This window comes from Pseudohaliea sp., from assembly GCF_054552115.1.
Genome location: NZ_JBTOLW010000009.1, coordinates 85,021 through 111,848, shown reverse-complemented (window position 1 = coordinate 111,848; position 26,828 = coordinate 85,021). Strand labels below are relative to the sequence as shown.

Annotated in this window: 22 protein-coding genes; 9 read left to right on the top strand and 13 right to left on the bottom strand. The window is 62.2% G+C overall.

Annotated elements, in window-relative coordinates; genetic code table 11:
- Positions 1–192: 192 nt before the first annotated feature.
- Entirely contained in the window at positions 193–2,574 is a 2,382-nt protein-coding gene (locus tag ACX93N_RS06875) for a TonB-dependent receptor domain-containing protein (RefSeq protein ID WP_459427661.1), read from the bottom strand.
- A gap of 192 nt (positions 2,575–2,766) precedes the next feature.
- On the opposite strand from ACX93N_RS06875, the gene ACX93N_RS06870 reads away from it, so the two are divergent.
- Both ACX93N_RS06870 and ACX93N_RS06865 read left to right on the top strand, forming a co-directional pair.
- Complete coding sequence (locus ACX93N_RS06870; RefSeq protein ID WP_459427660.1) at positions 2,767–3,933, top strand: phosphoglycerate dehydrogenase; 1,167 nt, start codon at positions 2,767–2,769, stop codon at positions 3,931–3,933.
- 4 nt (positions 3,934–3,937) lie between these two features.
- Positions 3,938–4,375 (top strand): GNAT family N-acetyltransferase, encoded by a 438-nt coding sequence (locus tag ACX93N_RS06865; protein WP_459427659.1) that lies wholly within the window; start codon positions 3,938–3,940, stop codon positions 4,373–4,375.
- A 261-nt stretch (positions 4,376–4,636) separates the two neighbouring features.
- Here ACX93N_RS06865 and ACX93N_RS06860 read toward each other — a convergent pair whose 3' ends face one another.
- Complete coding sequence (locus ACX93N_RS06860; RefSeq protein ID WP_459427658.1) at positions 4,637–5,095, bottom strand: hypothetical protein; 459 nt, start codon at positions 5,093–5,095, stop codon at positions 4,637–4,639.
- A 126-nt stretch (positions 5,096–5,221) separates the two neighbouring features.
- Here ACX93N_RS06860 and ACX93N_RS06855 point away from each other — a divergent pair, with 126 nt between their 5' ends.
- Positions 5,222–5,782: a high-potential iron-sulfur protein gene (locus tag ACX93N_RS06855; protein WP_459427657.1), complete on the top strand. Its 561-nt coding sequence runs from the start codon at positions 5,222–5,224 to the stop codon at positions 5,780–5,782.
- A 47-nt stretch (positions 5,783–5,829) separates the two neighbouring features.
- Here the strand turns inward: ACX93N_RS06855 and ACX93N_RS06850 are convergent, their stop codons facing one another.
- Both ACX93N_RS06850 and ACX93N_RS06845 read right to left on the bottom strand, forming a co-directional pair.
- Complete coding sequence (locus ACX93N_RS06850) at positions 5,830–7,206, bottom strand: hypothetical protein (RefSeq protein WP_459427656.1); 1,377 nt, start codon at positions 7,204–7,206, stop codon at positions 5,830–5,832.
- 134 nt (positions 7,207–7,340) lie between these two features.
- Entirely contained in the window at positions 7,341–7,979 is a 639-nt protein-coding gene (locus tag ACX93N_RS06845; RefSeq protein ID WP_459427655.1) for a hypothetical protein, read from the bottom strand.
- A 122-nt stretch (positions 7,980–8,101) separates the two neighbouring features.
- Between ACX93N_RS06845 and ACX93N_RS06840 the strand changes: the two genes are divergently transcribed.
- Positions 8,102–10,204: a S9 family peptidase gene (locus ACX93N_RS06840; RefSeq protein WP_459427654.1), complete on the top strand. Its 2,103-nt coding sequence runs from the start codon at positions 8,102–8,104 to the stop codon at positions 10,202–10,204.
- Positions 10,201–10,815, top strand: coding sequence for a DNA-3-methyladenine glycosylase family protein (locus ACX93N_RS06835; RefSeq protein WP_459427653.1), 615 nt, complete (start codon positions 10,201–10,203; stop codon positions 10,813–10,815). Before ACX93N_RS06840 ends, ACX93N_RS06835 begins: the two co-directional genes overlap by 4 nt.
- A gap of 35 nt (positions 10,816–10,850) precedes the next feature.
- On the opposite strand, the gene ACX93N_RS06830 is transcribed toward ACX93N_RS06835, so the two are convergent.
- The 4 genes from ACX93N_RS06830 to ACX93N_RS06815 form a co-directional block, all read right to left on the bottom strand.
- Positions 10,851–11,114 (bottom strand): Txe/YoeB family addiction module toxin, encoded by a 264-nt coding sequence (locus tag ACX93N_RS06830; RefSeq protein ID WP_459427652.1) that lies wholly within the window; start codon positions 11,112–11,114, stop codon positions 10,851–10,853.
- Positions 11,111–11,353: a type II toxin-antitoxin system Phd/YefM family antitoxin gene (locus ACX93N_RS06825; protein WP_459427651.1), complete on the bottom strand. Its 243-nt coding sequence runs from the start codon at positions 11,351–11,353 to the stop codon at positions 11,111–11,113. The genes ACX93N_RS06830 and ACX93N_RS06825 overlap by 4 nt, the downstream gene beginning before the upstream one ends.
- An 83-nt stretch (positions 11,354–11,436) precedes the next feature.
- On the bottom strand, positions 11,437–11,667 hold the full coding sequence (locus tag ACX93N_RS06820) for a type II toxin-antitoxin system Phd/YefM family antitoxin (protein WP_459427650.1): 231 nt from the start codon (positions 11,665–11,667) through the stop codon (positions 11,437–11,439).
- The gene (locus ACX93N_RS06815; RefSeq protein WP_459427649.1) at positions 11,612–12,913 is read right to left on the bottom strand and encodes an HNH endonuclease signature motif containing protein; all 1,302 of its coding nucleotides are present in this window, start codon (positions 12,911–12,913) and stop codon (positions 11,612–11,614) included. The genes ACX93N_RS06820 and ACX93N_RS06815 overlap by 56 nt, the downstream gene beginning before the upstream one ends.
- A gap of 202 nt (positions 12,914–13,115) precedes the next feature.
- Between ACX93N_RS06815 and ACX93N_RS06810 the strand changes: the two genes are divergently transcribed.
- Positions 13,116–14,393: an allantoate amidohydrolase gene (locus ACX93N_RS06810; RefSeq protein WP_459427648.1), complete on the top strand. Its 1,278-nt coding sequence runs from the start codon at positions 13,116–13,118 to the stop codon at positions 14,391–14,393.
- Between the two features lie 126 nt (positions 14,394–14,519).
- On the opposite strand, the gene ACX93N_RS06805 is transcribed toward ACX93N_RS06810, so the two are convergent.
- Positions 14,520–15,050: a helix-turn-helix domain-containing protein gene (locus ACX93N_RS06805; protein ID WP_459427647.1), complete on the bottom strand. Its 531-nt coding sequence runs from the start codon at positions 15,048–15,050 to the stop codon at positions 14,520–14,522.
- Positions 15,051–15,166: 116 nt separating this feature from the next.
- Here ACX93N_RS06805 and ACX93N_RS06800 point away from each other — a divergent pair, with 116 nt between their 5' ends.
- Genes ACX93N_RS06800 through ACX93N_RS06790 form a run of 3 tightly spaced genes read left to right on the top strand, consistent with a single transcriptional unit; the run spans position 15,167 to position 20,773 of the window.
- Positions 15,167–17,530 carry a DEAD/DEAH box helicase gene (locus ACX93N_RS06800; RefSeq protein WP_459427646.1) on the top strand — a complete coding sequence of 788 codons (2,364 nt, stop codon included), beginning with the start codon at positions 15,167–15,169 and terminating at the stop codon, positions 17,528–17,530.
- Positions 17,523–18,464: a tRNA-guanine transglycosylase gene (locus tag ACX93N_RS06795; RefSeq protein ID WP_459427645.1), complete on the top strand. Its 942-nt coding sequence runs from the start codon at positions 17,523–17,525 to the stop codon at positions 18,462–18,464. Before ACX93N_RS06800 ends, ACX93N_RS06795 begins: the two co-directional genes overlap by 8 nt.
- A complete protein-coding gene (locus tag ACX93N_RS06790; RefSeq protein WP_459427644.1) occupies positions 18,461–20,773 on the top strand; it encodes a DEAD/DEAH box helicase in 2,313 nt (770 codons plus the stop codon). The genes ACX93N_RS06795 and ACX93N_RS06790 overlap by 4 nt, the downstream gene beginning before the upstream one ends.
- Before the next feature lie 3 nt (positions 20,774–20,776).
- Here ACX93N_RS06790 and ACX93N_RS06785 read toward each other — a convergent pair whose 3' ends face one another.
- Genes ACX93N_RS06785 through ACX93N_RS06770 form a run of 4 tightly spaced genes read right to left on the bottom strand, consistent with a single transcriptional unit; the run spans position 20,777 to position 26,826 of the window.
- A complete protein-coding gene (locus tag ACX93N_RS06785) occupies positions 20,777–21,412 on the bottom strand; it encodes a 3'-5' exonuclease (protein WP_459427643.1) in 636 nt (211 codons plus the stop codon).
- 21 nt (positions 21,413–21,433) lie between these two features.
- A complete protein-coding gene (locus tag ACX93N_RS06780) occupies positions 21,434–22,702 on the bottom strand; it encodes a PD-(D/E)XK nuclease family protein (RefSeq protein WP_459427642.1) in 1,269 nt (422 codons plus the stop codon).
- 12 nt (positions 22,703–22,714) lie between these two features.
- The gene (locus ACX93N_RS06775; protein WP_459427641.1) at positions 22,715–25,078 is read right to left on the bottom strand and encodes a UvrD-helicase domain-containing protein; all 2,364 of its coding nucleotides are present in this window, start codon (positions 25,076–25,078) and stop codon (positions 22,715–22,717) included.
- The gene (locus ACX93N_RS06770) at positions 25,075–26,826 is read right to left on the bottom strand and encodes a hypothetical protein (RefSeq protein WP_459427640.1); all 1,752 of its coding nucleotides are present in this window, start codon (positions 26,824–26,826) and stop codon (positions 25,075–25,077) included. Before ACX93N_RS06770 ends, ACX93N_RS06775 begins: the two co-directional genes overlap by 4 nt.
- Positions 26,827–26,828: the final 2 nt, after the last annotated feature.

The following is a 26,828-nucleotide window of genomic DNA, read 5'->3' as shown; positions in this document are numbered from 1 at the left end:
TAGCCCGTCCAGCCGCCCAGCTTACCCACCGTCTTGCGATCAAACATTGCCGTGCCCCATTCCCATGCGGTCTCGGGCACAATACGGCGGGTGAGGTCAGGGGCTCAACGTCCCCGGAAACCTTCGAAGAACCAAAAAAAAGCCGGCGCAGAACGCCGGCAAGAGGGGTGCCATGCATGCTTGTCTGTCTCGTTAAAGGTCCAGGGTGAAGGAAGCTGACACCGTGCGCGGCGCGCCGATCCAGGCACCCTCCCCCGCGATCCCGCCGAGGTAGGACTCGTCGAAGGCATTGTTCACCAGCAGGGTGACGCTCCAGCCGCTCACCGTGCCCATGCCCGACTCACCGAAGAGCGTCAGGTAGACGTCCGTGGTGATGTAGTCCCCGGCGACCCAGCTGTTGTCGAGGCGGACCGGCCGGTCACCGGTGTACTTGCTGCTGATGCCCGCCAGCAGGTTGTCCCGGCGCCAGTCCAGGGAGACCACCAGCTGCTGGTCGGGGATGCCGACGACGTCGTTGCCCGGCACCACGCCGAGGCCGGCGTCTACCGCCGGGTCACCGGTGCCGACGTAGGTGGAGTCGCTGTAGGTATAGGCGCTGTAGAGCGACAGGCTGTCGGTGAGATCGAGATCCGCGGTCAGTTCGAAGCCCGAGGAATCAATACCGCCGGCATTGAAGTAGGTACCGTTGGTGCCGATGATGTAGTCGGGTCCCGCCGCGCTTTCCGGGCTCAGGAAGATGATGCGGTTGCTGAAGTCGATCTCGTAGTAGGTCGCCGTGAGCGCCAGGCGGTCACCGCGGTAGCGTATGCCGGCCTCGATGTTCTCAGCGGTCTCCGGCTCCAGGGACGTGAGGTCCGAGTCGGGGCGCTCGAGGATCTCGTCGGCGATGGCCTTGAAGTTCTCGGCGTAACCAGCGAAGAGCTCGACACCGTCCAGCGGGGTTTGCCAGAGCACGCCACCGGACCAGAGCAGGTCGGAGTCGGAGTTGACCGAGGCGTCGGGCGTTTCGTTGAAGTTGTCTTCACGCTCGACGTCGACGAGGAACTTCTTGGCGCCCAGGGTGAGCGTCAGGCCGCCGATGTCGACGCTGTCCTCGAGGTACCACTTGAAGGTTTCCTGCGGATAGGTCCGGTCATACTGCGTCCAGTAGGGCGTCTCGTCGAACTCGATGCCCACGCGGGTGTCGGTGATCTTCTGCCAGGTACGGGTCTCGTCGCGGTCCTGGTCTTCGTACCACACACCGCCGCGCAGCGTGTTGGCAACGCCGCCGACATCGAGAGTCCAGTCGGCGTCGACGAAGGCGCCGGTGCGCTCCTTCCAGTAATTGGTGTGCCGGTAGGACTGCACGGCGATGGCACCCGCCGGGTAGCAGGCCGGGTCATACTGTGCCCCGGCGCCACCGTAGGGGAAGGTGATCGAGGACACACAGCCGGGCGCCGGCGACAGGCGATTGCCCTCGCCATCCACGAAGTTGATGAGACCGAGCAGCGAGCCGCCGTTGACACCGGCATTGCCGAGGGCCTCGGATTCCGGCCCGCCCTGGTCGTCGACCACGTCCACCAGGTAGGGCGGAATCCAGTCGCCGCGACCCTCGTTGTCGTGGTAGTAGCCACCAACGGTCACGCCGAGCCCTTCCGTGGGACGGAAGGCTGCTTTCACATAGCCGAGGAAGTTCTCCCGCAGCGTGGACCAGCCCCGGCGGTAGACCTGGTCGACGTAGGGAATGCCGCTCCAGGTGTCGGTCAGCCGATCCCAGCCGTCGTTACTGGCGAATTCTTCCGGGGAGAACAGGCGCTGGTAGTTGTCCTCGTGGATGTCATCATAGGATGCGTAGGCCGTGATCTCGACCGCGTCGAAGGTCGAGACGAGCTTGCCGGCCACGTGGTCACGCTCGTTCTCGGCGGCGCCGTTGATCCAGTCGCTGGCCGTCTGGTGCGACAGGGAGACCCAGGCGCGCGTGTGCCCCCCCAGGGTGCCCGTGTCGTAGCGCAGGTAGTAGCGCTCGGCGTCGAATTCACCGACGCTGCCCTGCACGCGGATGCGCTGCTCGGCTTCCGGATCCGAGCTCACGAAGTCGATGGTGCCGCCGAGCGCGTCGAGGGCGCGGGAAGCGATATCCGCCGTGCCCTGGGACACGGTGACGGTCTCGAGGTTGGAGGGATCGAGATAGCGGTTGGCCTTGGCGCCACCACCGTAGTTGGAGCCACCGTTCGGGATGCCGTCGATGGTGGTGCCGATCTGCTGCTCCGACAGGCTGTTCTGGAAGCCGCGCACGGCGATGGTCGTGGACCAGTCGTCGAAGCCGTAGCTGTCACCCTCCTGGATGGAGACGCCGGGAAGATTGTCGATGAGCGCGTTGACGCTGGTGATCGGCGACTGCTGCATCTTCATGCTTTCCGTCACCGTGTTGTTGCCGAAGACCTGGCTCTCGGCAATGACATAAACCTCCTCGATGGCAGCACCGGCCGGCGGTGCGTCCTGGGCAGAGGCCCCGGCGGCGGCAAGGACCGCAGCGCAGGCAAGGGTCAGGGGGTGGCGTTTCATCCTTGGGCCGTTGGCAATGTAGCCGGTCATGGTCTTCCTCTCTCCTGGTGGTGGCGGGCTTCGTCTCGACCCGCATCGCAGGCGATTCTGCGCCGCTTCCATGACTGGCTGTTGACAGCGCCATGACCGATTCGTGAACACTGCATGACGCAGCGATGACCGCAGGCGGCGGCGTTGCGGTTACAATCCACGCCCGCCTGGAAAAGTGAACGGACCGCGCCCATGCTCAAGATTCGCACCTACAACCAGCTCTCGGTAAAAGGCCTCAACCGCTTCGACCGGGAACACTACGAGGTAGCGAGCGAGCTGCCGCACCCGGACGCCTTCCTGCTGCGCAGCCATAACCTTCACGAGGAGCCGTTCCCTGACACGCTGAAGGCTATCGCGCGCGCCGGTGCCGGCGTGAACAACATCCCGCTGGAGCGCTGCAACGAGCGGGGCATCGTGGTATTCAATGCGCCGGGGGCCAACGCCAACGCGGTGAAGGAACTGGTCCTCGCCGGCATGCTGCTGGGTTCGCGGGACATTTATGCGGGCATGCAATTCGTGGACGGACTCACCCCGCGCGACGACCTCGACGCCTACCTGGAGACGGAGAAAAAGCGCTTCGCCGGCACGGAACTCATGGGAAGGACCCTCGGCGTGGTCGGCCTCGGCAACATCGGCTCGCTGGTGGCCAACATGGGCCTGGCCCTCGGCATGAAAGTCGTGGGCTACGACCCGGCGATCAGCGTGGAGGCCGCCTGGCGGCTTTCCTCCGACGTGCAGAAGATGGACAACCTCTCCAGCGTCTTCGCCCACGCCGACTACGTGAGCCTGCACCTCCCGGTACTCGAGAGTACCCGGGGGCTGATCGGTGAAGGCCTGCTCTCCGGTGCCCGGGAGGGTCTCGTGTTACTGAACTTCGCCCGCGGCGAGATCGTCGATGCCGCGGCGGTCCTGCGGGGCCTCGAAGCGGGCAGGCTGCACCGCTACGTAACCGACTTCCCCACGACGGAGACGCTCGGCCACCCGAAGGTCCTGCATACGCCGCACATCGGCGCGAGCACCGGCGAGGCCGAGGACAACTGCGCTGTCATGGCCGCCGACCAGCTCATGGATTTCCTCGAGAACGGCAACATCCGCAACTCGGTGAACTTCCCGACTATCGCCCTGCCCCGCTCGACACCGGTACGGCTGACCATCAGCAACCGCAACGTGCCGCGGGTGCTGAACCAGATCACCGCCGTGATTGCCGAGCACGAGATCAACATCGTCGACATGCTCAACCAGAGCCGGGAGGCCGTGGCCTACAACATCATCGACCTCGCCGAGTGCCCCGGGGAAGATTCCCTGGCGGCCCTCGACGCCATCGACGAGGTCATCAATTTGCGGCTCCTAGGCGCCTGACAGCATGACCGACGCCGTACTGCGCCGGGCGACGGCGGCGGACCTCGAGACGCTGCTGCCATTGGTGAAGGCATTCTGCGCCATCGACGAGCACCCCTATGACGACGCCCGCGTGCGCGCGGCCCTCGACCCGCTCCTTGCCGACGATAGCCATGGGGTCGTGTGGCTGATCGGCGACCCGCCCGGCGGCTACGCCGTACTCACCTGGAGCTACAGCCTGGAATCCGGCGGCAGGGATGCGCTCCTCGATGAAATCTTCCTGCGCGAGCGTGGCCGGGGCCTGGGCAGCGCGGCACTCGCCGCGATCTACGACGACCTGCGCGCCCGCGGCATCACCCGCATTTTCCTCGAAACGGAGGAGCACAACGCGCGGGCACGGCGCTTCTATGCCCGTAACGGCTTCGTGGTGGAGCCCTCGACCTGGATGGCCGCAGACCTCTAGACCGGCTGCGCAAGAACGCTCGGCACAAAAAAAGCGCCGCCCCGGGGGCCGGGAGCGGCGCTGGCTCACTGTTTTGACGACACTGCTAGGCGGCGATACCGGCGGCCGTCTTGCCGACGGTGGCGGCATCGTCGAGCGTCATCGCTGCCGGGATATAAGTGGCATTTTTCGTCATGACATCTTGAACGCGCATGATCGACCTCCTCTTCGCGGTGAAGTGAATGTCTCGCGTTGAAGTGAATGTCCTGCAGCAACCGCCCTTCAGACGTCGCCCGCGGTATTCAGGGCCATGGCGATCTTGCGGTTGATGGCGTCGAGCTGGCGCACGAGGTCCGCGATCGTCGCTTCCACTTCCGGGGCGAGCGTCTTGTGCTGCAGGTCGGAGAGGACTTCGAGCGCCAGGTTGTTGGCATCGAGGGTCCAGTTGAAGACCGCCTCCCGATCCGCTGCCGACGGGCCCGGGCCAAGCTCGGGAAGATACTGCAGGTAGCGCTCGAGGAGCGCTGGTGAACCGCGCTCGGCCAGCCCCTCCAACCCCTCGACAAGGTACCGCTGCCGCTCGCAAGCCCAGTCGACGAGGCTCGAGTAACGGTCGCCGCCGGCCTGCCCGGGGCTCCCGTGCTCACGGTGCTCGAGCGCCGACAACGCCCGGCGGCTGTTGCCGGCCAGCTCTTCCAGCAGCTCGCCGAAGGTCAGGAAAGTGTCGCGGGTAGTGGCCATATAATCCTCCTGTTAACTCAGTGTAGGCGCTTGTCGCCCACCTCGACAAAGCCCGTTCATCCTCGCAACCCTCGTCCCGGTCTACTACGGTTAGCCCATACACGGAAAAAAACGGAGGGAAAAACCATGACCGATTTCATGCCGGAAAACGGAAAGAGCACCTCGCTCGACCGTCGGCGCGCGCTCGCCCTCCTGGGCGGCGGCGCGGCGGCCGTTTCCATCCTGGGCCTCGCCGGCTGTGGCGGTGACGACGAGGCTCCGCGGCCGGCACTGATCAAGCCGGAACCGGACGCCGAGCCCACGCCACCGACCACCGAGAGCAGCGAGATGGCCACCGGGGACAACGGGATGGCCGGGAGCGACCAGGCCAGTGACAGTGACAGCAGCATGAGCATGGATCGTTCCGATGCCCGGGCGCAGGAGGCCGAACCCGACACCATCGCGAGCGACGCCGGCAAGCTGCCAAAGGTCGACGAGAACAGCGCACGGGCGAAGCAGCTCGCCTATGTACACGACGCCTCTACCGTTTCTCCCGACGCGCAGCCGCGCTATGAGGAGGGCCAGCAGTGTGCGAACTGCGCCCTGTACCAGGGCGGCAGCGCTGACTGGGGCGCATGCCCGCTGTTCAATGGCGAGCAGGTGAAGCGCACTGGCTGGTGTAACGCCTACGCGCCACGCGGGGCCTGAGCGCACCGCTTCCATCGCGGCGCGCACCGCCGCGCCCGCCGCCCTGCTCAATAGAAGCGGGCCTCGGGGCTGCGAAAGCGGAAAGCCTCGAGACCCTCGGGCGCCTCGAACTGCAGCACCACCGGGACGCGCCGCCGGTTGCCCGGCTGGGCCGTCGGCAAGGTGTCGATGTGCCCGGACACGCGCCCGGCGACCAGTCCGTCCTCCGCCTGCGTCAGCACCACCTCGCCGCCGTCAAAGCCGGTCAACACGGTCGGCAGCATGCCCCCTGCCGCCACACCATAGAGCTGAAAGCGCCGGGCATGAGCCTCAAGCGCCGCCTCATCCATCGCCTGCAGGGCGGTCATGGCAGGGCGCGTCGCTGTGCCGTGGCGGCCCGCCTCGGGCATACCCAGCACCGGCCGCACCAGGAGCACCGTGGTGTTTTCCTCGCGCGCGGCCAGCGCAATGACCAGGTCACCGGCGCTGTTCAGCGTCCACGCCGAGCGGCCCGCCAGCTCCCGGTCGCCGATAGTCAGCGTCGCGGTACCCGGGCCACCGAGCATACCGTCGCGCAGCAGCGAGGTCATGAACAGCGGGCCGGCAAACGCGTCGACCTGCTCACTGGCCACCACCGGCAGCCCCGCGAAGCGGTCGGCTTCCAGCGGCGGCGCCGGCAGCGCAGACGCCAGGGTGAGCGTGGCATCGCTCTCGCCGACGACCTCGGCGCGCAGCAACGCACCGTGGCCGGCGAGTTCGCCGGTGAGCTCGCGCATGAGGTGGTCCGCCACGGGACCTGCTAGCCAGGGCTTCACGTGGTTGCCCTTGAAGGGCTCGTATTCGTAGGGCAGCGGCGAGAACGGCAGCGCCCCGGTGGTCCACAGCTCGTAGCGCACGGCCTTGTCCTCGCTATCGGTCGCCTCGCCGTCGCGGTCATAGGTGGTGCGGGTCCAGGTGAGGGAGGCACGCCAGTGGTCACCGGGATAACCGGCGATCGTCCGGTCCTTCTCCCCCCGGACCACGGAGACGGCGACACCGTCGATGCTCCAGCTTTTCTTGCCGGGCTTCTCGGACGCGAGCGCGAGGCGCCGCGTGGCGGCATAGCGCTCACCCTCGACGATGGGGCTGTCGAGCTGCACCTCGATGAAGTCCGTGCCGACTTCGCCCTCCCAGCGCTGGATCCGGCCGGGCTGCCCCCGGGTGCGCGGCCCGGCGATCCACTCGCCCGGATGCCCGGCGGCGGCATCGCCATCCGGGTGAAGCATGGGCTGCTCGCCGGTGGCGTGGGTCTCTGCCAGGGAGAGGCCATCGGCGCCGTAACGCAGCGTCGTGACCTGCGCGCTGTCGCAGCTCGGGCAGAGAAAGGGATAAGCCAGCAGCGCCGGCGCCGACGGCCCGGCGGCCTGCGCAGCTGCGCTTGCAAGGAGTAAGAAAAGCGTTAGCAAGTGCCTACGCATGAACATCGTATAGCTCCCGGAACTTGCTGAGTGAATAGCTGAGTGAAAAAAGACGGAAACAAACCGTGGAATGATTCCTGGAAAAAGCGGGGCGAGCGCGATGCCCGCCCGCGGGGGTGGCGCTACTGCGGGGGCGTGGCTGCGCCGCCCTGCTGTTGCTGCATGATCTGCTGGGCCATGAGCTGGTACTCGGCCTGGGCGCGCTGGAGCTCGGCGAGCAGCGTGCGCACTTCCGGGTCCTGCTCTTCCATGGCGGCGAGCACGCCCTCGTTCAGCGCGTTGCGCTTGTTCTTGAACTCGTCACCGGCCATCACCTGCTGCTGCGCCTCGCGCATCTCGCCCAGCTCGGCGCGCAGCGCCTGGCGGCTCTCCTGCTGCTCGCTCGTGCTGAGCGAGTCGTCCTCGAGGTCTGCCTGCAGCTCCTCCATGCGCGCGCGGCCCTCGGCTACGTTGTAGCCCGCGTCTTTCATGCCGGCTTCGACGTAGTCCTGCAGCGCCTCGCGCTCGCTGGCGAGGTCCGGATTGGCATCGATGGCCTGCTCTTGCAGGGCCATGAGCTGCTCATTCAGCTCGTCGAGGCGTGCGCGCTTTTCCTGCAGCCGCTGCATGAGCGCCGCTGCCTCACCACCGCCCGCGGCCGCCGGTGCGCCGCCCTGCATCATGGGCTGCGCCAGGGCGGTGGTCACGCCGAGCGCCGTGAGCGCCGCGGCAAGGGCGCCGCCACGCAGGAAAGTCGTCATCGCCAGTTTTACCTTTGGCATGCTGTCGTTGCTCCCAGTCGAATGAATCAGCCTTCCACCGTAACAGCCGCGCCCGGGGGGCTGTCAAAGCGCCCCCCACGCCGTGCTAGCATCTGCCCCCTACGCTGAACCGGAGCCGAGAGATGCAAACGACCGTGCCCCATCGCCTTGCCCCCGCACTCACCGCCCTCGCCTTCGCCGGCGCGCTTGCCGGCTCCGCGGGGGTGCAGGCCGCGGACCAGCCACCGTTCGCGCCCATGGACGTGTTCGCGCTGGAATGGGCGGCTGAGCCGCAGGTAGCACCCGACGGCGCACAGGTGGTGTACCGCCGCATGGGCTTCGACGTGATGACCGACCAGCGCCGCGGCAACCTGTGGCTGGCGGCAGCGGACGGCAGCGGCCAGCACAAGCTCACCAGCCATGACGGCAATGAAAGCGGCGCGCGCTGGTCACCGGACGGGAGCCGCATCGCCTACGTGCGCAGCGCCGGCGACAGGGACGGCGCAGAGATCTTCGTGCACTGGCTGACCACGGGGCAGGACGCGCGCATCACGCAGCTGCCGGCCAGCCCGGACCACCTGCGCTGGAGCCCCGACGGCCGGCAGCTGGCCTTCGCCATGCAGATCGATGCCGAGCCGCCCGTCGTCAGCGAGCAGAAGCTGGACAAGCCCGAGGGCGCGGAATGGGCGGAGCCCGCCCGCATCACGGACCGCCTCTACCACGAGCGCGACGGCCAGGGTTACCTGGAACCGGGCTTCTCCCACGTCTTCGTGGTACCCGCCGACGGCGGTACGGCCCGCCAGGTGACCAGCGGCGACTTCCACCACCGTTCACCCGCCTGGTCGGCGGATGGCGCTACGCTCTACGTGACCGGCAACCGCAGCGACAACTGGGAGTACGACTACCGCAACAGCGAGGTCTATGCCGTGGATGTCAGCACCGGCAAGACCACCGCGATCACCAGCACCCCGGGCCCCGACACGCACCCGGCGCCCTCTCCGGACGGCGAACACGTTGCCTGGCTCGGTTTCAAGGACAAGGAAGAGGCCTACCAGGTGACGCGGCTGCGCGTAGCCAGGCCCGACGGCACCGGCGTGGTCGAGCTGCTCCCGGGGCTCGACCGCTCCATCAGCGCCATCGCCTGGGCCGGCGACTCGAGCGGCCTCTACGTGCAGTACGACGACCGCGGCCGCTCGAAAATCAGCTTTACGACGCTCGCCGGGGACTTCACCCCCGTGGCCGACAACCTGGGCGGCGCCACCATCGGCCGGCCCTACGGCGGCGGCTCCTTCTCCGTCTCACGCACCGGCGTAGTGGCCTACAACCTCACCCGGCCCGAGCACCCGGGCGAGCTCGCGGTGGTGCGCGGCGAGGACCTCACGCTGCTCACGGACCTGAACGGCGACCTGCTGCCGCACCGCGCCCTGGGCGAAGTCGAGGAATTCTGGTGGAAGAGCTCCCACGACGAGCGCGACATCCAGGGCTGGATCGTCAAGCCGCCGCACTTCGACCCGGAGAAGCAGTACCCGCTGCTGGTGGAAAACCACGGCGGGCCCATCAGCAACTACGGCGAGCGCTTCTCCCCGGAGATCCAGCTCTACGCCGCCGCCGGCTACGTCGTGTTCTACCCCAACCCGCGGGGCAGCACCGGCTACGGCGAGGAGTTCGGCAACCTCCTCTACCACAACTACCCGGGCGAGGATTACGACGACATCATGAGCGGCGTCGACGCCGTGATCGCCCGGGGCTACGTCGACCCGGACGAACTCTACGTGACCGGCGGCAGCGCCGGCGGCATCATGAGCGCCTGGATGATCGGCAAGAGCGACCGCTTCAAGAGCGCGGCGGTCATCAAGCCGGTGATGAACTGGTACAGCAAGACCCTGAACGCCGACAACTGGTTCTGGTACTACCACACACGCTACCCGGGCACCCCCTGGACCAACCCGGACGACTACCTGAAGTTCTCGCCCATCTCCCTCGTGGGCAACGTCACCACGCCAACGCTGGTCATGGTCGGCCTCGACGACCTGCGCACCCCGCCCTCCCAGGCCAAGCAGCTGTACCACGCCCTCAAGTACCGCAAGGTGCCCACGGTGCTCGTGGAGCTGCCCGGCGCCTCGCATAACATCGCGAAACGGCCGAGCCAGCTGGTGGAGAAGGTGGGGCATATCCTGGCCTGGTTCGACCGAGAGCACGGGATGGACGAAGCGGAGAAGGCGGCAGGCGCGCAAACCGCCCCGTGAAAGCCCTGACCCGCGCCGGGCAGCGGGCGGCGATAGAGACGCTGGCGGCGGAGGATGCGGATCTCGCCGCCATCGTCGAGCGCCATGGCCCGCCGGCCTTCCGCAGCCGGCCGGCGGGCTTCCCCACCCTGCTCTACATCATCCTGGAGCAGCAGGTCTCCCTCGCCTCAGCGAAAGCCACCTACGACAAGGTGCTCGCGCTGGTCGAGGCGCTGACGCCGGGAGCCTACCTGGCCCTCAGCGACGACACGCTGCGCACAGCCGGCCTCAGCCGGCAGAAGCTGCGCTACACCCGCCTGGTGGCCGAGGCCATCGAGGCCGGCGAGCTGCCCATCAACGCGCTACAGCGCAAGCCCGACGACGAAGTACGTGCCCTGCTCACGGCCATCACCGGGGTCGGCCACTGGACGGCGGACTGCTACCTGATGCTGGCTCTCAAGCGCCCGGACCTCTGGCCCGTTGGCGACCTGGCGCTGGTTAAGGCGGTGCAGTCAGTGAAGGGGCTCAAGGAACGGCCAGGACCTGCACTGCTCGAGGAACTGGGGGAGTGCTACCGGCCGTACCGGAGCGTGGCGACGCAGTTGTACTGGCATCACTACCTGAATGCCTGAACGGTACGTGCTATGTCGGCCTACTCACTGCCGGCTTATTCGTAGTGGCTCCAGAGGCGCAGAATCTTCACCGTGCGCTCTTCTGTGAGCACCTGGTAGACCAGCCGGTGCTGGATGTTGATCCGCCGCGAGTAGGCCCCCGAAAGGTCACCCACCAGTTTCTCGAAGGGCGGTGGCCTGCGGAACGGATCCTCCGCTAGCAGTTCAAGAAGCTGTTGCGCCTGAGGCTTGAGGCCGCTCGCCGCCAGTTTTTTCGCGTCTTTCTGAGCCTGGCGCGTGAACACCAGCCTCCATTTCACCAATCGAGCTCCTCGGCGCATTCCTCGACCGGTGTTTCCAGCCCTTCCCGAAGCGATTCACGCATACCCGGCACTGACAGCAGAAACAGCGTCTCCTGAATGGCCGCCCAGTCCTCCTCGCCCACCAGCACCGCGCTGTTGCGCTTGCCGGAGATAACGATGGGCTGATGAGACTCGGCCGCTTCATCGATGAGCCGGTAAAGCTTGCTACGTGCTTCGGTCGCGCTGATGTCAGTCATGTTGGGCACCCTCCGGGGTTGACGACAACAGCTTAAGCGAAGGAATGCGTACGTCAATACGTACGCCCAGGCCAGCGCCTTCGTCACCAATAACGGCCGCAGCGTGGCCGCATGCGATCGAAATCATCGGGAACGTTGAACTCTCCGGCAAGAAAACCCAGTCGCCTTGTTTCGCCAGACCGTGCGTCAGCAATGGGCGTAACGCGAGCTACCGGCTCACCGTCCCTGGTAATCAAGAAAGAATCGCCATTGGCAACCTTATCCACCAGATCGAAAAGCTTCGCCATCGCCTGGCCGATGTCGACCGTTTTCATGATCACCACTCCTCTCATCCCGCTGTACCAGCGCCTGAACCGCAAGGCTAAGGTCCATGATTTCTCCCTGCCAGCGCGGCGGCAGGGTGCCCGCGTCGATCTCGAGCCCTGCAACGCTGTGCGCGGAAGGCAGCGCAAGGACGTTTCCGCGGAAACGTGTATCGGGGCCCGTCGGCACCAGAGTGCCCTTGGGATCGCGGAAACGCTTTTCCCCTGACGGCGACAACGCCACACCGTAGCCACCCTCGTGCACCTGGCGATGGTGGTGCCGACAGAGCAGCACAAGGTTGTCGAGCTTTGTCTCACCCCCGTCGGCCCAGTGCACCACGTGGTGGGCATCGACATGATGGCGCGTGGTGCAGCCCGGGAAGGTGCAGCCGCCGTCGCGGTACTCCAAGGCGCGCCGCAAGGCCGGTGTGATGTTACGGGAACGCCGGCCGATATCCAGCGCCTGCCCACGGTCGTTCTCCAGCCAGTGCACCACCCCGCAATCACAGGCGGCTCGGCGGGACGTCTCCGCGGAAACGTCTTCCTCCGTCACGGCGGCTGCTTCCAGCGCCTCGACGCGTGTATGCACGTGCACCGTGTAGCGGTCGCCGCCGCTGCTGTCGCCGGCACCGTTGGCAAGATAGCTGTCGGCCATCCGCTCGAGCGCGTCAACACGACGCATCGACCGGGTGACCGTGTCATCTAGCGGCAGCTCCTCCTCGGCGGCTTCAAGCGCTCGCAGCAGGCGCTCGCCCTGCTCCGGCGCAAGGCGGGCCCGGACCAAATAGGAGCCGTCACTATCCACGTACCAGGAGAGTTTGCGCTGGGCGAGCTGTTCCTGCGCCTCTTCGCGGCTCAGGCGCCGCATGGCCGAGACCAGCCGCTCCACATGAGCCGCGGTACCATGGTGGGCAATCATGAGGTAGTAGTCCTCGTTCTCAGGCGTCGCGACGCGAGTGATGGCACGCACTTTGGAATAGCTGATGCGGCCCTCGCGGAATGCGGCACTGGTCTGCGGCAACTCCGCCAGTGCATGCGCTACCCGCACCTTCTCGCGGGCCGCCCCCAGGCCGATGCCGCACTTCCAGTTGAGCCAATGGGCGCAGGACTTGGCAGCACCGCAGTTCCACCCGGCCCGGAGGTCATACTCGCGAATCAGTGCCAGCAGTCGCCAGGTAGCTGCGCTGATGTGAGCGGCAAGCTCAGCGATCTGGTCTTCCAGGGTGTGAAGGGGCGCATGGGGGATGGCGGCGTTCATGGGTAGGCCCTCAAAGAGTCTGTATACGTATACAGTATTCTGCAGGGAGCCCAGCAGGCAGTCACAACCTCAGTTTCATCATTAACAGCCACCCGGGAAGCACCGCAGGTGCGCCACGGAAGCGTCCCCGATGCCCACCCGAGAACCCTCAAAACCAATCACGTGTATGCTCCCTTGTAAAGCCCATAGAGTCACGATGCCCATGCGAACGCTCAAAATTCTGTCGCTACTACTAACGCTCATCGCCCTGCCCAGCCTCGCCGAGGTCACCGCCGATCCCGCGCGCATCCAGGCCCGCATCGACAAGCTCGCGACCTTCGGCGGCACGCCGGAAGGCGGCACCTCGCGCCCGGGCTTCAGCGAGGCAGACAAGGCGGCGCGGGAATGGCTGCTCGGCGAACTCGCCGGGCTCGGCCTGAGCATCCGCATGGATGCCGCCGGCAACATCATCGCAACCCGGCGCGGCAGCAACCCGAAGCTGCCGGCCATCGCCTTCGGCTCGCATATCGACTCGGTGCCGAACGGCGGCAACTACGACGGCCAGGCCGGCGTGGTGGCGGCGATGGAGATAATGTCGATGCTCAACGACGCCGGTATCACCACCCGTCACCCGCTGGAGTTGCTGGTCTTTGTAGCCGAGGAGGACGGCCTGTTCGGGAGCGCCGCTATGATCGGCAAGCTCAGCGAGGAAGACCTCGCCTTCGTCACCAACAGCGGCCGCAGCGTGGCCGAGGGCATCGACTTCCTCGGCGGCGTAAGCGAGGCCGTCGCCATGGCCGAGCGCTCACCGGCAGAACTCGCCGCCTTCATAGAGCTGCACATCGAGCAGGGCCCTTACCTCGACAATGCCGGCATCGACATCGGCGTGGTCCAGGGTATCGTCGGTATCGACGAATGGGCGATCACCGTGCAGGGCACCGCCAACCACGCCGGCACTACCCCTATGAACGCGCGGCAGGATGCCCTCCTCGCCGCGTCAAAGCTGGTGGTGGCCGTGAATGAGACCGTGAACGTGAACGGCGGCCGCCTGGTAGGCACCGTGGGCGAACTGAAAGTGCACCCGAACGTGTCCAACATCGTGCCAGGCCGCGTGGAGCTGGTGCTGGAGATGCGGGACCTGGACCACGCGCCCGTGGCCGAAGCCATTGCAGAGATCCGGGAGCGTGCAGCAGCGATCGCAGACGCGGGTGAGGTAGTGATCACCATCGAGCCGACCCTCACCCACGCCGCGGCGCCAACGGATCCGGAGATTCAGGCGGCCATCCAGGCAGCGGCCGATGAGTTGGGCTACAGCAGCCTCGCAATGCCGAGCGGTGCCGGGCATGACGCGCAAAACATGGCGGCGCGGTGGCCGACGGGGATGATCTTTGTGCCTAGTCGGAGTGGGGTGAGTCATTCGCCGAGAGAATTTACGAGTGCGCGCGAGCTGACGAAGGGGGCGGCCGTGCTTTACGCGGCAATCGAGTTTCTAGATCGGTAACTTCATTCCCTGCTGATTGAAGTTGGGGTCGCCCTTGCACCATCGGGCACCTGCTTGTCCCAAGGCGCTGAGGGTTTACTTGGTCACCTATGGCAAAAAATGACACGAGGTTGCGTGCTCGAGATGCTACGCGTCTCCATCTATCAAGATTTTATGCAAAGATGCAAAGTGCCGTCGAATCACCCTCACGTCCACGGCATGGACCCGCTCGATTAGCCAGGCGCGCTGCTGCTGCACGGATGTGGGTTCGAGACTAAGAAAAACTGGCTCTTTAGTGAGATCAGTCCAGGTGGGAAAGTCAAAGTACCGTAGGATCGCCTGAAGATTCGATGCCTGCGGTGTCGATCGTCCCGACATCCACTTTGACACCGTATTGACATTCAGATCTAGGGCATCCGCCATCCGCTTCTTGCTGCCGCGCTCCTGAAGTAGATAACGGAGGTTCTCCCGCAGAACATTTTTGCCGCTCTCAGCCAAGAGATCTGCGTACAGTAACTCCTCCCCAGCAACGCCGAAGCGAGCCTCCAGCCTTTTCAGGGTGGCCAGCGAGGCAATTCGGGACTCGAGTAACGCCCTGGCCTCGGCCGGGCCAGACCCGACGATATCGGCAACATGGCGTGCCCACGCGTCCGGTGGCAGCCCCTCAAGCCAGAGCATAAGACGCAGATTCTGTCCAAGCACAGATACTATTTAATCATTTTCAGCTAAGCCTATTGACGCATAAAAGCATAGATATATGATCTTTTCTACACCCTTTAGATTTCGCCGAGTCGATGACAAGCGCCCTCTTCCCACCGCAGCAAGCCATTCTCGATCACGGCATCATTGATTTGGGTTTTTCGGCGGTGGTGTCCCTCCCCACCGGGGCCGGCAAGACAACCATTGCCGAGATGGCCATGGATCGAGCTCTTGCCCGCGGCGAGCGGGTTGCCTACCTGACGCCTCTCAAGGCACTTGCGGAGGAAAAGATCCGGACATGGGACGCGCGGTGGCCTGAGAGCAAGGTCGGCATTTTTACCGGTGACTACGCAACTTCGAGCGGGCCCGCGCCCTACCGCGATGCGGACGTAATCATCTGTACTTATGAGCGTCTGGACGGCATCCTGCGCCATTGGCGACGTCACCTAGGCTGGCTGAGCAAGCTTGGCCTTGTTGTCGTCGATGAGTTACATCTGCTCATGGACCCAACCCGAGGCCCGCGCCTCGAGGGCACAATCTCCAGGCTAAGCCGGGTCAACCCTTTCTGCAGGGTGCTCGGGTTATCTGCCACCGTCAGTAACCATCGGGAGCTGGCTGCCTGGTTAGATGGCGTTTCCTATCACAGCAACTGGCGCCCCGTACGCCTGAAGCACGAGGTTCGCCGTTTCAAGCGCTTAGCAGACAAAACCACTCTGGTCACAGATCTTGTCAAAGAAACCACGAGCGAAAAGGGTCAATCACTCGTATTTGCTTCTAGCAGACGACGAGCCGAACAAATGGCGAAAACGCTTACGGCGAAGGGTGTTCTGGCGGCGCACCACCACGCCGGCCTGAGTATTGAGGTTCGTCGCGATATCGAGGCGAAGTTCCGAGCAGGCGCTCTCAACTGCCTCGTCGCCACACCAACGTTAGAAATGGGCCTTAATCTGCCCTGTCGCACGGTCATTATCGCAGACAGCACGCGCTGGAACGGTGAGACCTTTGCCCCCCTCCCGGTTTGGAACTACCTTCAGCGCGCCGGTCGTGCTGGACGTCCCGGACAAGATGGTGAGGGCAGAGCTATCTTGCTTGCGCCCTGCTGGTCGAAGTCGATGCCCGATTATGAGCGCGCCAAACCCGAACCTATCCGTAGTCAACTTGCGCATCCGGCGCGTCTCGCTGAGCAGATCCTAATCGAAGTGGCTAGCAGATGTTGCCGAACCCGGGCGCAACTCCGCGCCTCATTTTTGCCGGCCACACTGGCACAGCGTCAAGACCCGGAGATCGGCGGCCGACTGGACGACTGCCTGGCAGCAATGCTGGAAGCAGGCTTTATCGAAGAGGACGAGAAAGGCTTCTTACGCCCCACGTCGATCGGCTGGGTTGCCGTTCGCCATCAACTCACCCCCGCCACGGCAAAGCACATGATCGCCCTGCAAACTATCACAGCGTCAGAGCACCTGACGGACTTTGACCTTCTCCTGCATCATTGCTGGGATATCGACCTGCGACCACAGCTGCCCATTGCCATCGAGGTTGTCGAAGCGCTAGAACGGGAGATTGCCGACATTCCCAGCATACTGCTCGACAAGCCCCCCCCAACTGACCTCGCACCCCGCGCAGTAGCAGCGGGGGTTGTCATGGGAGTGACTGCCTGGCGTTACCTACAAGACGGCGACCTCAGTGAGCTTTGCCAGCAGCTCGATCTTTACCCCAGCGATGCCAACCTCCTACGCGAGAATCTGGTGAGGCTACTGCTGGCCAGTACCGAGCTTCATACTGTTCTCGATGACTCTGTCGAGTCGGGAAGTGGGCAGACGATTGAGGCGTTCATTGGGCCCAGACTCCATAGACGTTTGCGCCGACTCGCTCTGCAGCTCGAGTATGGATTACCCGGGAAGTCGGTGCTGCTGACACGAATCCCAGGGTGCGGTGGCAAGCTCGCCAGACGGTTATTCGAAGCCGGCATCGAGGACCTTGAGGATCTCTGCCTGGAGGAACCCACAACACTTGCTGAGATACCTGGCATCGGAACAAAACGCGCGACGGGCTGGATCCTGGCTGCGAACGAGCTGGTCAAGGACACGAGCCCATTCGACGAGGCGAGCTCTCCGAAGAAAAAGCCCCGGAGTCTACCCTGCCCTCCCGGCTGGCCTCCTGATATCGAACCCGGCCGACTCCGTCGAGCAATGCAGTTACGAGTCATCCGCACAAACGACGGGTTCTGTGTCTCCGGAGGCGCGGACGAGCACCTGGTAGTCGACGACAGCTGCGATTGCGCCGATTACATCCAGAACGGATCGGGGTGGTGGTGCAAGCACCGTCTGGCCACCCGTTTGTTTCTCAAAGATAGCCCGCTCAGCGAGCTGGCAGCTAGAGTTTCTGAGCTAAAACCACCGGCAAGTCTTGCCGGGCATCTAGCCGATCTCGCCCTCGGACGCAGGTGGTGCCATGAGTGATTTCGGGCAGCGAACACTCCAGACTCGGTTGGGCAAGATACTGCTGCCCACGTTCTTTCCGGTGACTACCTTCGGTGACAAGTACCCGCTCGACAATCTCATTCGCCCCTACCTGCCGCGCCTGTGCCAGTGTGTATTGGTCTCGCACCACTACGCGGCTCACCTCGAAGAATACCCGGGTGATCACCCTGGCATGCCGCTATTCGTCGATTCGGGAGGCTTTGCGCTGCTTTTCGAGGGCTCCGAAGTCATCGAAAGAGACGGGGTTTTCGGCATCAGGACAGCTAGCGGCGACCTCATTACGCCTGACCTCGTTCTGCAAAGACAGATGCGGCATGCGGAAATTGGGGCGACGCTCGACTTCCCGATCCCGCCAGGCCTTGAAGCAAAGCAAGAGCGCAAACGGAGACTTGAAGCGACCATTGCCAATGCCGAGTGGGCTTTGAGGAACAATCGTCGGCCTGATCTACGCCTCTACGCCAGCCTGCAATGCTGGGACAAAGACTCCGCCCGGGAGTCGGCCCGTAGCTATGCCACCATGCATCATTTCGACCGGACCTTTGCGGGCATAGCCATTGGAGGCATGGTGCCGCGCCTGCGTGACCCGGAGTATGTCCAGACAGTGGTCGAGGCCGTAAGAACCGAATGGGATGGACCCATTCACGTGTTTGGCGTCGGCAGCCCCACTATGGTCCGAAATTGCCTCCAATGGGGCGCAGACAGCACCGACTCCAGCTCGTTCGTAAAGTACGCAGCCAACGGCCGCCACCTGAACCCACGTGTTCCCCCTGTAGCCGAAGAAGAGCTCACCCCGCTGGGCCGTATGCAACTGGCACTCAGGAACCTTTCGCACCTGCTTGATCCTGCCACCGACCATCTGCCTTTGTCCGCCGTTGCCCGCAGCGCAAGTCTCTCCGTGGGTGGCAGACCTTGACCCGCATTCCTGCCGGCAAGCTGGGAACTGACACGCGACCCGCGCACGAGTTACCCACATTACCCCACCCGTGGCCGCAACTGCTGCGAGCCTGGTGCCCCCATGGGCTCCGGCCAATCCAGTCACAGTCCCTGCCCAGCATAGTGGGAGGTCACCAGCACCTCGTCATCACTGCACCGACGAACTCGGGCAAAAGCCTATGCGCCCATGCCGAATTGCTGCGCTGCTGCCTGGCGGGTCAACGAGCCGTGCTGATTGAGCCGATGCGAGTTATCGCCAATGAGCAGACCCAAACGCTAACCGAATTGATTGCGCGCTTGGCGCCATTACTCGGACAGAAGCCGTCGGTACGACTCAGCACGGGAGAGTTCCGCAACACCAATGAGTTCCTCTCCGACCCACCACCCGATGAGGGTGAGATCCTGGTGGTAACGCCGGAGCGCCTCGATCTCCTCTTGAGGAATCCCGCACATGATGACTTCATTGCCAGCATCGGCAGCGTCGTCGTCGATGAGGCGCACCTGCTGATTGATGAGCGGCGAGGTCGAACCCTGGAAGGACTCGTCACAGGGCTACTGCTACTGGCAGAAGACCAACATCGTACACCGCCGCGGCTGACGCTGCTTTCGGCCACCCTGCCCGAGCCTGAGCGCATTGCGACTTGGCTAGGCGGCGCCAAGCATATCGCCTCAGCTGATCGCTATCCGTCGCTAAGTAGCTGGGTACAGCGCACACCCGACAAAGCAGCAGCGGAATCCGCTATTCTCGAAGAGTGCCGGCTGGCCCTTGCCAATCCTGCGTCCAGCGTGCTGATTTTCGTCTACAAGACGGACGACGCCAGAGCCCTGGCGAAATCTCTGGCGGCCGAGCTTGGTGAGCCAGTGGGTCACGCGCACAGCAAGATGCCGGCGGCGGCGAAAGCGGCAGCTATTGAGGCGTTTGCTGATGGCACACATAGGGTGCTCGTGGCCTCCTCGGCGCTGGCAATGGGAGTCAACCTGCCCTGCACGACGGTGATTGTCCGGGACACGCATTATCCCGGCGTGGGCCCGGTCCCAACACATCAGCTTCGCCAGATGTGTGGTCGCGCAGGGCGAGGTGATCATCCGGGAACGGCCTTGGTGCTCGTTCAGGAACTGGATAAGCGTGGACCAGCGGCGCTGGCCCAAGAGCTTGCATCGTCGGAGCCCGCCGCGTTGCCGCAAGCTCCGACCTGGCAGCAGCAGCCCCCAGATCTTCCAAGGCTTGCTGATCGCATAGCAGCCGTCTTGTTGCGTTACCACGAACGCGGAGTCGATCTCCCCTTTCTGAGAGCCTGGTGCGCAAGATCACTTCGTGGCGGCGACCTCGCAGACCAGCTGCCAGCCATTCTCGACTGGCTCGATTGGTGGAAGCTGGCCTCCACAACACATTCCGAATATGACGACGGGCGGTGGCGGCTCACGCTTGGCGGACGGACGGCTGCAACCCACGGGCTGCCGCTACGCATCGCCGGAGGCGCGCTGCAGCTCTGGCGTGACCTATTGCAGGTAGACTCTTCCGATCAGCTGCTAGGGGATTGGTCGGCTTTTGACCATCTCTTGTTGATCGAGCTACTGGCCGACCGCGCCCCGACTCTTCGGCGGGACAGTGCGGATCTCGCAGATGGCAATCTTAGCTGGATGGAACGCAACGTAGCCTTCCATCAAAGCATGCTGTGGCGCGAATGGTTCTATCGGTCAGATAGCAAAGGCGAAGAAATCATTGGGTCCTTGGGCATCACGGACCCCCGCGATCGGCCACTGCACGGAAGTGCTGCGCAGAAGCAGGTGCGCCAGGCCATTCTAAGGACAATCGTGTTGAGCGAGCGCATGCGCGGAGCCTCGAGCGATCAGCTTGTGAGGCAGTGGCGATTAAATTCTTTTGCCGGCATCGAAGAAGAGCTGAGAGACAACCGCATCTGGCTGAGCCATGGAGTGGCCCAATTGGCCGATTGGCCCCTCCTTTCCTGGCACTGCAATCACGTCCTGCAGGTTGACGAGCCTCGCAAGGCGCGCGTCAAGCATGCGCTCAACCATATTCGCTTCGAGGCACTATCGTCTTGCGGATCACTCAGCACCTGCTCACCGCTGGGCGCCTTGTTACCAGGTCTGAGACAGCAACATGGAAAACGTCGCGTCGGCATGAACACCCTTCGAAAGCTTGAGGACGCCGGGGTAACGAGTCTGGCGCAGCTATTGGAATTGAGCCTTGATGAGCTTGTCGCAGCTGGCATCAGAAGGGATTTTGCTAAGCAGATCGTCGCCTTCTGCCGGGCAGCTCTGCGCTGACCTTCAAGTAATTGCAGTGCAACCTAGACGTGCCGCGCTGCGCACGAAAAACGAATTGACGCTCGCCTTTGGCACCCGCGCCAATTGGGCGACGAAATCCGGGTCGGGATCGTAGCCAGGCATCTTAGACTCAATAGCAAGCATCAGATAGTTCCAGAGTTCGACGGTCACCAGACAATCCGCCAAAGAGCGGTGAGCCCTCGCGCCTCGAGGTACACGTAATCCAAGATGAGCGACCAGGCTGCCTAGCTTGTGGTTGCTGGCATCTTGGACGAGCCTCCTGGCCAATAGCATGGAGCAGAGGAATGTAGGGTTGCAGGAAACACCGGCACGCCGTGTCTCAGCAGTAAAGAAACGCTGATCAAACGATGCGTTGTGAGCCACACAGGGGGCGTTACCAATGAACTTTGCAACTTCCGGCATCACGGACTCGGGACTGGGCTTACCTCGCACCATGCTCGTGGAAATGCCCGTAAGGTCCGTTATGTATGACGGTATCGAAAAACCCGGATCCATGAGGGATTCGAACGTGTCGACAACGCGACTGCCTCGCACCAACACCACGCCAACCTCGATGACGCGATCCTGACCGGGCGCAAGACCGGTCGTCTCAAAGTCGATGACAGCGAATGTTTTCATCTGCCACACCTCTCACCCAATCTATGGAGCGACTTTTACAGCGGGTAACCGCGGTTTCGTCTCATTCGAAAAATCGGGACACCAGGTTCTGGCATCACAAGCCGCGCAAGTGCCCTCGTCCGCAGAGTTTCGATCCCATGCTTTTATTATAGTACCCGAGTGAAATTCGCGACCACGACAGGTTTCGATCCACTCAACCACGTCATCGAAAGACTTGAGCGCATCGGGAATTCGGCTCTTGCCAGTAGCTGGGTCTTCCACGGGCACAATACGTAACGCGCGTTTCAACCGCAGGTCCCAGGGCACTGGGCTTGGCAGAAGGTTTAGACTGGCTTTCATGGCTGCGGCACCATCGCGGCCAGTCGCGGCATCGAGTATCGCGCTAGCCTCCTTTCGCTGGTCACGGCAGACCTTCAGCCACGCCTTGATGTCCTTCTCGCTGGCACCGATATCTGTCTTCCCCTCCGCCACCTCTTTACGCAGCTCTTCAAGATCGCTGGCAAGCGGAAGCAACTCATTGACGTAAAGCAGCAGCCCAGCCTTCACCGGATGGGCATCTGGCTGACGGCCTCGCAAATCCGCATAGGTCAGCACTTGCCACTCGTATTGGTCCCAAAGGCTGGGGTGCTTAGGGGTGGGCTTTCCCGGTGGTAGCGCTGGCCGCCGGCTGCCTTTGTAATCGATGATCACCTCGAAATGGTCTGGGACCTTACCGAGGCAGTCTTCGACTAGCTTTACGATGGGGTTCGACGCCACCTCCGGCTTGGACAGCTCGATATCGGTAACGACATCGATCACACCAACCATCTCGTACCGATCCGCCTCACGAAATGCTGTTCCAGGGGGGAGTGGCTTCAGCTCTCGGGCGCCAGTCAGCCGCACTTCGCTGCGGTGAATCAGTGGGAACAACACTTCGGCCAATTCACCCAATCCCACTCGCGCGCGCGCGTACCCCAGGGTTTTGAGCCAAGGCTCCCAGGCTACCAAGCCCTGAGCCGCTAGACGGCTTTCGATGGTTTCGATCACGACGTCGGCATCGATGGCCGCAAGAGCTTCGGCTGAGGACTTTCCTGCCTTGCGCTCTACGTCATAGATTCGAAAACCCTCATCGAGCACACCGTGAATGAAGTTACCGAACCAAAGCTGCACGGGCGCGCGGCTGGGCATCTTGCCGATGCGGGTGTATCGATACTGCAAACCGCAGCGTAGATAGCCGAGCAAATCACCCGTAAGGCTATAGCTAGGTAGTTCGTACACGCCTGGTTTAGAAGAAAGCTTGATAGTCGCCATACGCGGACGCCCTCAATCGAGATAGGTGATCGGCCAGCTCGTACCGTGGGGGATTTCGTTACGATCCCATCCCGAGGCCACATTAGGAATCGTTCCGCCGTCGGGTCGGGTCTTGTTGAGCCCAACGAGAACCAACACCTCTTGCGCGCGACTGAACGCAACAAAATAGAGCCTTTCTAGGTCGTCAAAGGCGCGATCCATCCCACTGCGCTTGGTAGTACCCTTGAGACCAGAGAGCGGTCGCAGTAGGTCTTCTAGGTTGTGACTAGCGCCACCCTCCTTCGGGAACCGCTTAAACCTATGCGCATGGTGGTTGGATTTAAAATCGGCCCCTACATCGACGAGGACTAAGGGGAACTCCAGTCCTTTCGACTGGTGAATGGAGAGCACAGGCAGATAACCACTAGGAAAGCTCCCGAGCATCTCCTCGTCGACATCTACAACCCCGTCTGCAATCGGAGCGAGCCAATCGCACAATAGATCTCGCACAGAGGCCTCACAAAGGTCTGGCTTGGACGGGTCAGAGACGACCCTGCCTTCGAAACCGGAAAAGAGACTCATTGCAGTCAGCTGGCGTGTGAACACCTCTAGGTAAACCTGCCCCTCGGGATCATCGTGTAGCTCCGGCAGGTAGTGCACGATGCCATAGAGAAGTTCCAGCACCGAAACGCTGTTGGGCCAGACGTAACCGGACCGGCCAGGATTACGGCTGGCCCAGCCGTCGACTAATGCCTTCAGGGCTGGATTGCTGCGTGCGAGGAGTCTCCCCTCATCGCGCCATGTTGGAAAGTGCCGCCTCGCATCAGAACCGATGCGTTTCTGGACAGTATCGGTGGCCTGCACCATCCCACGAGGATCCAGAGCCTCCAGAAGCAAACCACCCAGCTGCTGAACAATCAGCAAATCCGCCAAAGGGCGGCCCCGCGGATTGAACACAGGCAGGTTGTGCTGATCGAGTGCCTCTCGCAGCAGGCCGGGTAGGCGCGCTTCTGGCTCCGGGTCGGGATTGCGAGCTGTAGGCATCGGGGTTGGTTTGTACTCCTGGGGGGAGCTGGCAAGAAGACAACAATCACCAAGCTGCCCGCCGGCGCCTAACTTCAGAACCGTTCCGTCCGGAAGGCGATAGCCTCTGCCGTTTACCTGCCTCAGAAAGTCGGCAACGTCATCCGCTAACTCGGCCAGGGTGTCGCGAAAGATGCCCAGAATCGGCAACCCAGGCTTGGGCTGCGGCTCGGCAATGGGCGGCTTCGCTGCCACCCTCACCTTCTGATAGCTAAGGTCTCGGACGATGAAGTCGTTAACAAATTGAATGACCTGACTCGTACTCCGGTAGTTGGTGTTCAAGAAGATTGGGGCAGGCGCGGGCTGGCGGAAGAACTTAGCAAACCGCTTGGGAAACTCAGTAAAGATCTCAACCGTCGCCCCACGAAACCGATATAGGCTCTGGTCGTCATCACCAACCACAGTTAACGCTGCGCCACTGCGCTTGCAAAGCGTGAAATAGATCTGCTCTTGCAACAGGTTCGAATCTTGATATTCATCGACGAGCACCACCTGAAACGACTTAGCCCAGTCATCCAGGTCGCCCGCACGCAGACGTTCGAGCGTCTCGTGCTCGAGCATCGCGAAGTCGAGCCATCCGCGGCTCGACAGAAACTGCTGATAGTCGTTGAGGGTCGTTTGAACCACCGTGGAGACATTTGCAGGCACAGCTGCAGAACCCAATCGACCCACCCCAACCTGGTCCTGATGAAGCCGGTCCCATAGGCTCATCATCAGGTCGCGTTTTGCTCCGAGGTTCCAGCCAAACTTGGCGTCGTTCCGCAGACCAAGTAGCCAAGCATCAACATCACCGTCGGAGTGCAGATTGTTGGGGAAGAGGCCTTGTCGGACCATGACAGTATTCGAAAGAAAAGTGTCGATCATCACCGGAGGCTGCAAACCCGGCGCGCGATGCTGATTCAAGGCCTGCTCGCACAGGCTGTCCAGAGTGCCGGTAACAACCTGATTAAGGTCGACCGACTCCAGCCACAAACGGTCGGCTCCGGAAAGCGAGCCATCCGCGAGCAAGGCCTCGATCAGCGGATAGCCCCACCCTAGGATTCGAGATCGGAGCTCTGCAGCTGCTTTGACGGTGAAGGTAGTCGCCAGAATGGCGCCTGGCGGAATCTGATCGCAGGTTACTAGCTTCAGAATTCGCAGTGTCAGGACAGTAGTCTTACCTGTGCCTGGTCCGGCGACAAGATACGTCGGAGCAGTGGCGGGCGAGATGATCCCGTTTGTCTGTTCAGCGTTCGGACGTGGACGAGGAGTCCCGTTCTTAACAAAGGCCTGATCGTAAGCTGGGAGAAAGTTCCCTTGATAATCGACGCTCATACGATCGCCTTCGCCAAATGGTTCATTTCATCTGGATAGAAAATCTCGTCCCAGCCCGCACGAAGAAGCGATTTGAGGTCATTCTGGCGCCATGTTCCGTCCAAGACCAATACCATTTTCTGGATTCCTGGCCTGCGCACAAACGCCTTCCCGTTCCAGTGGTAACGAAGACCAATAGCCCGCCCACAAAGCTCCTTTTTTTTATGATCCCGACCCGCATCAGAGCATGACTGCCAGTTGATCAATGTGCTATTCACTTGCGCCAGCGTTGTCCGCCCTGCTTGACTGTTGATGTTCGCTGATTCTGCAAAACACGTCGATATGCTGACCTTCTTCAGGTCTTTTTGGTGATACTTCAACAAAGTCCAAATCGGCTCAAAACCTCGGTGGGTTAGATACACCGCTTCGAACTCTTTTGCGATATAAGCGGACACAATCACATTCGCACTAACGGTTTGTGCGGCCGCCAACTTTGCTGCTTCAGATAACGCCTGCGCAACAAAATCTATTGCTTCAGCGGGCGCAATAAACCCGCGACGCCTTGTGAAGTAGCCTGTCATAAATCGAGCACACCAGTCGCCGACTGGCATATTCCCGATTTTTTTTGAATTTGCGTTCTTATGCTTGGTAAATGAACTCAGTCCAAAACCCTGGTTCAGCCCAGCCGCACCACGCAACACCGCCCCAATCACATCCATTATCCAAATTTGCGTGGGTGGACTACACCCCATCGGAATAGTGAGCCCTCTTGAAGGATCTTTGTGCTGCGCTTGGAGAACTGCTTTCATTCCTGAAGCTGTGCTTAGTTTCGTCCAATTCGAGTTACACCATTGAACCAAGACTGCGAGTAGACTGATGTTCTTTACTTTATCAGCTTGAGAAACAAAGCCTTCGGTGTGCGTTTTTTTATCGCAAATTGCCACTGCCTCTGCTTCAGATACTAATGCACACGCACTCTTCACTTCCGGATCCAAAGAAGGGAATATTCCTGCAGGCCGCTTTACGACCAAGTCAAGCACTTGAAGGCTTGCTGCATCAGGCCCAAGCATAGAATTAGACATAAATGCTTTATGTGCAGCCCTGATATCTGGGAACAAGTTCAACTTGCTAATGCCACGTCGCAGAGAGGTATTTCTCGCTCCGGGGGCAGCCGGAATAGCTCTCGCCCGGTGATCCGTCCACATATTGTCTAGTGCTACCGACTTGGCCTTATACATCGCATCGAGCAACGCCTTGAGCTTCCGATAGGCCGATTTTGCTGTAGCCGAGGAGCGCTTTAGCTCTTCGCGCATGAATTCGGTCTGATTATCCTTTCCCGTCGGAAAAGTGAGCACGCAGCCAGAGACAAAGGCATCCAATTCGTTGGCCCAACTATGGGTTGCTTGACGAACCCAGACGAACTGATCAAAAGCGTGCTGCTGGATAGGTTCCAAATCAGTCTTAATGATGCCAAATGTCAGGCAATAAACCCTCGGCATCGTTGGCAGAACAGTCTTGGCTTCCACCAATTCACCAAGATTCCGCCACATCTTCTTTTCTGACTCCTTGGCGGAACCACTATGGTTCAAAAGCAATATAGTTTTCGGATCATCCGGGTCCGCTCCAGTCATGAAATCCGGCTCGATACTCATGTCTTTTGGGGTGACGTTCCAATGGAGCGGACCCGCAAGCTTCTTCGTGGCAACAAGCTGCTCTAGTGCGACATGAACGAGGGCTTCATAGGCTTTCCCTTTCTTCTCACCAGCCATTT